The organism is Longimycelium tulufanense, assembly GCF_014645795.1.
Lineage (GTDB): Bacteria > Actinomycetota > Actinomycetes > Mycobacteriales > Pseudonocardiaceae > Longimycelium > Longimycelium tulufanense.
The window spans coordinates 87440-96406 of the sequence record NZ_BMMK01000024.1; the positions used below are offsets into that span (position 1 = coordinate 87440).

At 68.5% G+C, this 8967-nt stretch carries 8 protein-coding genes; 3 read left to right on the forward strand and 5 right to left on the reverse strand.

All coding sequences use genetic code 11. From position 1 onward, the window contains the following. Positions 1–32: 32 nt before the first annotated feature. Positions 33–296 (reverse strand): DUF6355 family natural product biosynthesis protein, encoded by a 264-nt coding sequence (locus IEY55_RS22170; protein ID WP_189060445.1) that lies wholly within the window; start codon positions 294–296, stop codon positions 33–35. Positions 297–1068: 772 nt separating this feature from the next. Here IEY55_RS22170 and IEY55_RS22175 point away from each other — a divergent pair. After that, a complete protein-coding gene (locus tag IEY55_RS22175; protein WP_189060446.1) occupies positions 1069–2208 on the forward strand; it encodes a glycosyltransferase 87 family protein in 1140 nt (379 codons plus the stop codon). A gap of 250 nt (positions 2209–2458) precedes the next feature. Here IEY55_RS22175 and IEY55_RS22180 read toward each other — a convergent pair whose 3' ends face one another. After that, entirely contained in the window at positions 2459–2755 is a 297-nt protein-coding gene (locus IEY55_RS22180) for a hypothetical protein (RefSeq protein WP_189060447.1), read from the reverse strand. Positions 2756–3189: 434 nt separating this feature from the next. Between IEY55_RS22180 and IEY55_RS22185 the strand changes: the two genes are divergently transcribed. Next, positions 3190–3783 carry an NADPH-dependent FMN reductase gene (locus IEY55_RS22185; RefSeq protein ID WP_189060467.1) on the forward strand — a complete coding sequence of 198 codons (594 nt, stop codon included), beginning with the start codon at positions 3190–3192 and terminating at the stop codon, positions 3781–3783. Positions 3784–4023: 240 nt separating this feature from the next. Continuing rightward, on the forward strand, positions 4024–5253 hold the full coding sequence (locus IEY55_RS22190) for an MFS transporter (protein ID WP_229686632.1): 1230 nt from the start codon (positions 4024–4026) through the stop codon (positions 5251–5253). 55 nt (positions 5254–5308) lie between these two features. On the opposite strand, the gene IEY55_RS22195 is transcribed toward IEY55_RS22190, so the two are convergent. The 3 genes from IEY55_RS22195 to menE form a co-directional block, all read right to left on the reverse strand. Continuing rightward, positions 5309–6181 (reverse strand): 1,4-dihydroxy-2-naphthoate polyprenyltransferase, encoded by an 873-nt coding sequence (locus IEY55_RS22195; RefSeq protein WP_189060448.1) that lies wholly within the window; start codon positions 6179–6181, stop codon positions 5309–5311. 50 nt (positions 6182–6231) lie between these two features. Continuing rightward, positions 6232–7470 (reverse strand): DUF8814 domain-containing protein, encoded by a 1239-nt coding sequence (locus tag IEY55_RS22200; protein WP_189060449.1) that lies wholly within the window; start codon positions 7468–7470, stop codon positions 6232–6234. A 195-nt stretch (positions 7471–7665) separates the two neighbouring features. Next, entirely contained in the window at positions 7666–8877 is a 1212-nt protein-coding gene (gene menE / locus IEY55_RS22205) for an o-succinylbenzoate--CoA ligase (RefSeq protein ID WP_189060450.1), read from the reverse strand. Between the last annotated feature and the right edge of the window lie 90 nt (positions 8878–8967).

An 8967-nucleotide genomic window follows, 5' to 3' on the forward strand; every position in this document is an offset into this window, starting at 1 on the left:
AGAATCCGGCCACCACCCGGTCCCTCGACGACTCAGCAGGTCTGACCCTTGTACCAGGCGTACCGCACTACATCGAGTGTGCCGAGGTAAGTCTGGCCCGGGGGCACACACTTGTCGTACGAGCTACCCCTTCCGGCGTGGACCTCCACGCGGATGAGCACGCGGCTGCCATCCGAAGTGCAGTGGTTGTACCAGGCCTGGTTGGTGGCGGGGTTGGGGTCCCAGCCGCAAGCCGGGAGCAGCGCGGCGGAACCGTCCGGGGTAGCCGCCATCGCGGCACCAGGAACCGCAGCCATCGCTAAAGCCGCTCCCAGCGCGGCTACCACACGCTTTGCTCGCATAGGATTCCCTCGCATTGGTTCTTGGACTTTTGATCTGATCGGCTGGGGGCGGTCGCGTCGTATCTCCTCCCGAACCCCGGTTGCCATCATCGCCAGCTCGGGCCTAGTTTCGGAACCGATTGCGGACGTGCTGGGACGCCGGTGCGGGTGTCTCGACCCTGCGCTGCTGGGATAGGGAATCCCTGGGATGAGTGGCGGGGTAGGCGGGATATGACAGATGTCACCTCATCCCCTATTTCAGATGTTGATTGCGCCAGCATCTATCTTTGGGTAGTGACCCGCCTGGTCTAACCGGGTGAACAACTACGGCGTTTGGGCTAGAGGCGAGGGTCTTTCACCTTTGTCGGCTTCGTGGTGCTACCGTGATCAGTGTCGACTCCCACGCCAGTTCCGCGTTGCGTGGGACCTCTTAGTGCCCGGATTCGAGGGGGAACGGTGTTTCTCGTGATGTGGGGTTGACCATCCTTGTGCTCGGGCGGGCGGTCATGGTGCCGGTCCGGCGCTGAGGCAATCGGAAGTGACAACCTCAGACAGGTCTTGGAGACTCGTGCGCAGGGTAGCTGACCCAAATGCAGCAACGCCTGGTTCCTGCGATTCCAAACCGCCGGACGGCGGAGAAGGAAGCGATATACCGCGGTGGTCCCTGAAATTGGGCCCGCTGGTGCTGGTCGTGGCCTTGGTCGCGCACGTTGCCACGATTGCGGTCTGGACGCGCGCCCATTGGGGTATGATCGACCTGGAGGTTTACCAGGCTGGCGGCGCAACGGTCGTGCACGGCACCCCGCTCTACGACGCCGGAGTCGTGGCGGACCTCAAGTTCACCTACCCGCCTTTTGCGGCGCTCTTGTTCGCCCCTCTCGCCTTCCTGCCACTCTGGGGCCTGCGCATCGTATGGACGCTGGCAAACCTCGCGTTGCTCGTGTACGTCGTCTGGCAGTGCGGCCGCCACCTGGGCATGCGGGCCGACACCCGCCTGCTCGGGCTCACCATGATGCTGACCGGCCTGGCCTTCTGGTTGGTGCCGGTCCGGACCACCTTCTACCTCGGCCAGATCAACATCGTGCTGTTGGCGCTGGTGGCATGGGATCTACTCGGGCGACGACGTTCTGGCTGGCAGGGCGTAGGAGTCGGGATCGCCGCCGCGATCAAGCTCACTCCGTTGATCTTTATCGTCTACCTGGCCATCACCAGACGAATTCGGGCCGCGTGCGTGGCCGTCGTCGCGTTCGCCGCTACCGTTGTGGCCAGCTTTGTGCTCGTTCCCTCGGACGCGGTCAAGTACTGGCTTCACGGCACCTTCGCCGCTGCCGACCGTGTGGCCGACGTCGCGGCGATTGGCAATCAATCCCTGCGCGGTATGCTAGAACGTTTCGCAGCTGGAGAAGCCGCCTCGCCATGGGTCTGGCTCGCGAGCACGGGAATGGTCGGTGTGCTCGGCCTTGCAGTCGCCTCATCGACGCACCGGCGGGGTCATGAGCTACTCGGACTGACGCTGTGCGGCTTGTGCGCGACGGTAGTGTCACCGTTCTCCTGGCAACACCACTGGGTATGGTTCGCGCCGCTCTTGGTCTTCCTGGTACACAGAGCGATCACTGGAAGCAGCAGCTGCTGGGGCTTGGCGGCCGTCCTCTACGTAGCCACGTTCGCGTGGCTGACCGACTTCCCGAGCCCGTCGAGCGGTCTGATCCCCAACAGCGGTCTGGTGTCGCTGGAGCCGGATCAGCCTGTGTTGGCATTCCTGACCGGCAACGCCTATGTGCTGGTCTTTGTTGGGGCGCTGGGCCTCACGGCATGGTGGCTCCGGCGTGAAACGAGCCGGTTGCTGGAGACCGATGACTTCCTGAACGGGCAGCGGCAGTTCCGTTGACCGGACAGCACCTTGCGAGCCGACGGTGGGCCGGGCGCGAGTTTCGCAGAGCACATATGGCGGCTGGAGCTTGGTTACCTTGAGGTAAGGCTGAGGGAGTCATCGGGAACTGCCGTTCGGGCCGGGCATGATGGGGTCTTCCCCGGCCACGCCCGGTCCGTGGGAGGGAACCGGACCGGGCTCGAGAGTAAAAACCGCGTGCCCGGAGTGAGCCCACGGTAGAGGTGGTAGCGCTTGAAACCGACGGGCCTCACCCCGGGCATGCCTCGGTGACGGGTCCGTCGATCGCCGGGCGCGCCTGGTCGAAGAGCCGGAATGCCTTGTCGCTGGTCCACTGGGCGTAGGTCATGACGGTGTCGCCGTCGGTGCTGGTGTAGCCGTTGACCGACAGCAGACCGTCCGGCCAGGGCAACTGGTCCCACCGGCCCAGGCTGTGGTCGAGCACGGCGCGCTGCTGGTCGGGCGTGCCGACGTACCAACGGCTGATGAGCACCAGCCCGGCGTCGGGACGGTCGATCTGCGGCAGTGGGCCGGGATGCCCGGTCATGGCAGCCTCCTTGGGCGCCTTGTCGTGCGGCTGTTTCCTGGTCTCCAGCCTCGGACTTCGATCAAGGTGGAGGTCAAGATCTCCTGTGGTGTAAACAAGATTACATTTACAAGAGCTGGAGGAGGGAACGGACCGCCTGGACCGGCTCCCCTACGAGCACCCCTGGTGCGCGAGCTGTGGAACGCCTCACCGAGCTGGGGCTGCATTTGTCGAGGCTGCTGTTGCGGGTAACGCATTCCCTGCAGGTCCCGTTGGTTTCCTCACCCGGCCAGCAGGCGTTACCACCCTCAGCTCTGCCGACTCACGTCCGGCGACATGACAAGCAGGCACTGAGCCTGCTTGACCTGAAGCATGATGGAGGTTCTACCGTCGGAAGCGTGATCGTTTCGGGTATCGAGCCCGATGACGGCAGGTCGAACAAGGAAGGAACGGACATGCCGCCAGAGCGGATGCGCCTCGCTGTGATCATCGGAAGCGTCCGGCAGAACCGGTTCGGCCTCACGGTGGGGAAGTGGTTTGCCAGTGAGGCGCGGCAGTTCGGCGAGTTCGATGTCGACGTCATCGACGTGGCCGACGTGAAGCTGCCAATGCGGATGCCGGACTTCGGGCAGGAACCAGGTCCGGAGGAGGCTGCGGTCCTGGCGGAGGTCACCCCACGGCTGGCCGAGGCGGACGCGTTCGTCGTGGTGACGCCGGAGTACAACCACAGCTTCCCCGCTGCCTTGAAGAACCTGATCGACTGGCGCTACATGGAGTGGCGTGCCAAGCCGGTCGGATTCGTCTCCTACGGCGGGATCGCCGGCGGCCTGCGGGCGGTGGAGCAGCTGCGCCTGGTCTTCGCCGAGCTCCACGCGGTCACCGTGCGCGACACGGTCAGCTTCCACGGAGGGGCGAACTTGTTCGAAAGCGACGGAGTGCCCAAGGATCCGGAGGGGTGTGGGACCGCGGCGAAGGTGATGCTCAACCATCTGCTGTGGTGGGCATCCGCGTTGCGGGAGGCCCGGGCCAAGCATCCGTACCGATCCTGAGTTTCCTGGGCGGGACACATCCCAGCCGTCAGCGTTTCTGCGAAGGCGCCCCCGTACCTGCCGACCGCCCGCGGCGAGGACGGGATCGGGTGTCACGACTTCTGGCTCACCCACCTGAAGGGTGGCCAGCATCAATTGCGGGCTCGCTGGACGCCGATCTTCTCGACGCGGGGGCGGCCAGCGCCCAAACGCGGGACCGGGTCCGGCTGCGGGCACCATTCTCTCCAACGGAGGTTCTCGATGATGGTCGAACCTGACTCGACCAGGTCCCCGGTGGGGTATCCCGGTGCGCTGGCCGTCCTCCTGTTCGTCTCGACGCTCGGGGTGATGGCGGGGGCAACGGTGATGCCCGTGCTGGAGGTGATCCGGGGTGATCTCGGGGTCAGCGGCACAGCGGCCGGCCTGATCATCACCGCCCACGGGTTGGCCATCGCCGTCTCCAGCCCGCTGATCGGCTGGCTCGTCGACCGCTGGGGTGTCCGGGCGCCGCTAGCTGGCGGTCTCGTGCTGTACGGGATCGCCGGCGGCTCCGGGCTGTTCATCACGTCGTATCCGGTACTGATCGTGAGCCGACTGATCTTCGGCGTCGGAGCCGCGGCGGTGTTCAGCGGGACCACCACCGCGTTGCTGGCGCTCTACCAAGGCACGCAGCGCGACCGCGTCATGGGCTGGCGCTCCACCACCACCAGCCTTGGTGGCCTGATCTGGCCCCTGCTGGCCGGAGCCGTCGGTGGCATCTCGTGGCACGCCGCCTTCGCCGTGTATCTCATCGGCATCCCACTCGGCGTCGCCGTACTGATGACAATTCCTCGCCTCGACGCATCTCAACGCACGACGACCGGCGGTCCGCTGCGCCTGCTGCGACAGGGCCCCGCGCTCCTCGGCTTCTACGCGCTGATGATTTCGGCCGCACTGCTGCTGTACGCATTGGTGGTCTTCCTCCCACAGCGGCTCGCCGAGGTCGGTGTCACCGAGCCTTTCCTCGTCTCCCTCTACAGCGTTGGCTCGGCCGTGAGCATGAGCCTGGTCGGACTTGTCTATGCCAGGGTCCGGGCCCGCCTCGGCTATGCCAACCTCCTGCGGGTGGCGGTGGCCCTGTGGGCGTCGACGTTCCTCCTCCTCGGCACCACGAACCACCTTGCCCTGATCGCGGTGGCCCCCGTCCTGTTCGGACTCGGCAACGGAATCGCGTTCCCTGCGCTGACCGTGCTGATCGGCGAGACCGCGCCGCCGGAGTTGCGCGGGCAGGCCGTGTCACTGTCGGCGACCGGCAGCTTCGCGGGCCAGTTCGCCTCACCGCTCCTGCTCGGGCCGGTGATCGAGGCGACCACGATCACCACGGGATTCCTGGTCACGTCCGGGATCGCCGTCCTCGCTCTACTCGCCCTGTTCGCTACCAGGATCCCGGCGCCGGCCAGTGCGGTGACCGACAGTCGTCCCACCCCAGCCAAGACCCTGGTCAGGAGCTAGCACGCTGGCCGCGGTGGCGGCCCGGGCAACCTGCTCCGGTGTCCGGTGAGGACGGTCAGCCGAAAGCGAGGCCGGCAGCGGTGGCCGTGGACCACACGAGCATTGCGAGCCCGGTATCCCGCAGGACCGGAATCAGGGAGCGCCCCGTGAAACCACGCAACACCCTCCGCAGCGCAGGCACCACCAGGGGCACGGCCAGGAACCCCAGCAGCGCGGCCGGGTTGCGCAGGCCAATCAACGTGCTCAACAGGAAAGGAACGATCACCAGGGCCGTGTAGAGCGCCCTGGTGTCACGATCACCGAGCAGCACCGCGAGAGTCCGCTTCCCCACCTGCTCATCGGTCGGAATGTCGCGCAGGTTGTTGGCAACCAGCACGGCCGACGAGAAGGCACCAACCGCCACCGCGGCACCGATCGTCACCCCGGTGACCCGTTCCGCCAGCACGAACGTCGTACCGAGCACGGCAACCAGCCCGAAGAACACGAACACCGCGATCTCGCCGAGACCCGCGTACCCGTAAGGCCGTTTCCCGCCAGTGTAAAACCACGCCCCCGCGATGCACAGCGCCCCCACGGCGATCAACCACCACTGACCGGACAACGCCACCAGAACCAGCCCGGCCACGGCGGCGAGCGCGAAGCACGCCACGGCGGCGCGCAGCACTACAGGAGGCTCGGCAACACCCGAGCCGACCAGACGGAGTGGACCAACCCGCTCGTCGTCGGTGCCACGCACCCCGTCGGAATAGTCGTTGGCGTAGTTCACGCCGACGATCAACGCCAATGCGACAACCAACGCGAGCATCGCCCGCACCGCGTCGAACGCGCCCAACCCGGCCGCCGCACCGACTCCCACCAGCACCGGGGCGATGGCGTTGGGCAGCGTGCGCAGACGTGCGCCTTCGATCCACTGCGCGACTGTGGCCATGGCAAACATCCTGCGTCATGGTCCGCGACACGCTGGACCCGGGCCGCCGGCTAGCAGGGCACAACGGGCCCGTCCACCGTCACCCACGCCTTGGCGACGAAGTGCTCGGGCCCGATGCGCAACCAACGGTTACTCGGCGTCGGGCTGCCTTCGTGCACCCACGGCCCCACCGTCTCGCACTCCACGGGCACCCGCGCGGCCCGCGCCGCCATCCCGTTCTCCGTCTCCTCGACCAGGCTCGGCTCCCGGTGCGTGCTCAGCGGCTCATCGAACGTGCGCACGGTCCCGAACACGCCGTACCCCGTCCACAGGTAAGTCACGTCCACCCAGGCGTTCTCGTCGAGCTTCAGGCCGTCCCAGTAGGTGCCGTCGGCCAGGTCGATCCCCGACGGGTTGGTGACCACGCGCCCGAACTGGTCCAGCCCGCCGTGGTAGCCCTCCATGTGCGCGGCCTGGGCCTGCGGCTTCCCGTGCGGCAGGTCCCGCCACATCTCCCGGATGTCGGGGGTGTTCCAGTAGTCGTCCCTGGTGTTCCACGGCCCGACGTCCCACACCGGCGCCCACTCACAACGGCCGTTGTCGGCGCAGACCTGCACGCTGTAGTCACCGTGACCCCGCGGGGAGAGACCGCGCCGGGACGGCAACGCGGCGAAGTGATCGCGCGGTTGGATCACGTGCCCGTTGGCCGTCGTGCCCCCGACCAAGCCCTCTCGGGTGGCATGCACCCGGAACGTGTACCCCCGCTCCGGCAGCTCGGCGGGCGGCTTCGAGCGGGAGGCCGGCACCGAGTCCGCCGTCAGCTCCAGCCGGCGCAGCTCCGGCCCGGCAGCATCGGACTCGGCACCCAACAGCACCCGCACCTGCACCGTCGTGGTCGGTTCCGGCAGGACCGCGGGTGCCTCCGGTCGCGCCTCGACCCACTCCGTCCAGCCGCCCCCGGACCGCTTCCCCCGGACGTCCACCGCCAGCTCGGCCGACGGTGGCACCGAGCTGGTCACGCGGGCCGCGACCCGGTTCGCCTCGCGCGACAGCCCGTACGGCGGAAGCACGAGGAACCCGGCTCGTCCGCCACGACGCGCGCCGAGGGCACGGGCCTCCGTCTCCGCCAGGCGCAGCACGCCGTCCCGAACCGTCACGTTGCTGTCGTCGGAGTCCACGACCGTGATGTCGGCAACCCAGCTCAGCGAGTCGGCGGGTGCGGTCGCGGCCGGGGTGGCCGGCAGGCAGAGCAGCCCGGCGATCACGGTCGGCAGGGCGAGCCCCCGCCGCGGAGCTGCCGACGTTCCCATGGCCCGGCTCCCGGTTCCCGCCTCGCGCGCCGCGCCCGGTCGGATCGCGGTGTGACGCGGGTGGCGTCTGCGACGCCAGGGAAACCCGGGCCTGGTGAACCAGCAACTTGAGATCGATCGATTGCGGGAAATGCTGACGAGCCGTCACCGGACGATTGCGGAGCGTGTTCGAATCGCCGTTTGGTGGCCAACGGTCTAGCTCGTCGAGGTGAGGATTGAGCGCACGGCGTCGCGGTCAACCTTGCCGGGACCCCGCAGCGGCAGCTCGGGGACGAACACCACGTGCCGGGGCGCGGCGGCTCGTCCCACGCGATCCCGCACGGCCGCCCGCAGCTCCGGGACCGAGGGCGGAGCCGCCGCATCCGCCGGGACCACGGCCGCGGCCACCGCCTCCCCCCACTCCGGGTCGGGCAGGCCGACCACGCACACCTCCAACACCCCGGGCTGCGCGGCCAGTGCGCGTTCCACACTCACCGGGGCAACTTTCACCCCTCCGGTATTGATCAGGTCGTCCATCCGGCCCAACACCTCCAGGCGGCCGTCGCCCCGCCACCGGCCGAGATCGCCGGTGTGGAAGGAGCCCGCCCGGAAGCAACGCGCGGTCAGCTCCGGTTGCCCCCGGTACCCGCGGGCAACCACCGCTCCGCCCAGCACCACCCGCCCGGCACGACCCGCGTCGACGTCGATCAGCCGGACCCGCACCCCATCCAGCGGGCGACCGTCGTAAACGCACCCACCACACGTCTCGCTCATGCCGTAGGTGGTCACGACCCGCACCCCGGCAGCCTCCGCCCGCTCCCGCAAGGCCGGCGCGAGCGCGGCCCCACCCAGCAGCACGGCATCGAAGGCGCACAGCGCCTCCAAACCGGCCCCACCCGCCGCCACCAGCCGCGCCAGCTGGGTCGGCACCAGGGCGGTGTAGTGCCGACCGGACCGTGCCAGCAACGGCTCGGCCGCGTCGGCGAACCCGTCCGGGCGGAAACCCGCCGAGGTGTCCATCACCCTCGGCTCCGTGCCGGACACCAACGAGCGCGCCAGCACCTGGGCTCCGGCCACCGTCCAGGCCGGCAACGCCAGCAGCCAGCCACCCGGCCCGCCGAGGCGATCCAGCGTCGCCCGAGCCGAAGCCCCGATCGCCCGGGCCGGCAGGAGCACGCCCTTGGGCTCACCGGTCGAACCGGAAGTCGCGATGACCAGCGCCGTGGGATCGACGGGGTCATCCTCGTCCTGTGCGAGCACCCCGCCCAGCGCCGCCACGAGCCGCCCCGCGGCGGAGCGCTCCGCCGCGGGCACCGGCAGCACCACCGGTCCGTCGCCGCGCAATGCGCGCTCGAGCGCGGAGAGCAACGCGAGGGCGCCGCTGCCGGCCGGGACCGGCAGCGGGACCACCTGACGCGGCCTCGACATCACGGACATCGCCCGCCGACAACGAATCAGTAGTGGTAGGGGAAGCGGGACCAGTCCGGATCGCGCTTCTCCAGGAACGCGTCCCGGCCC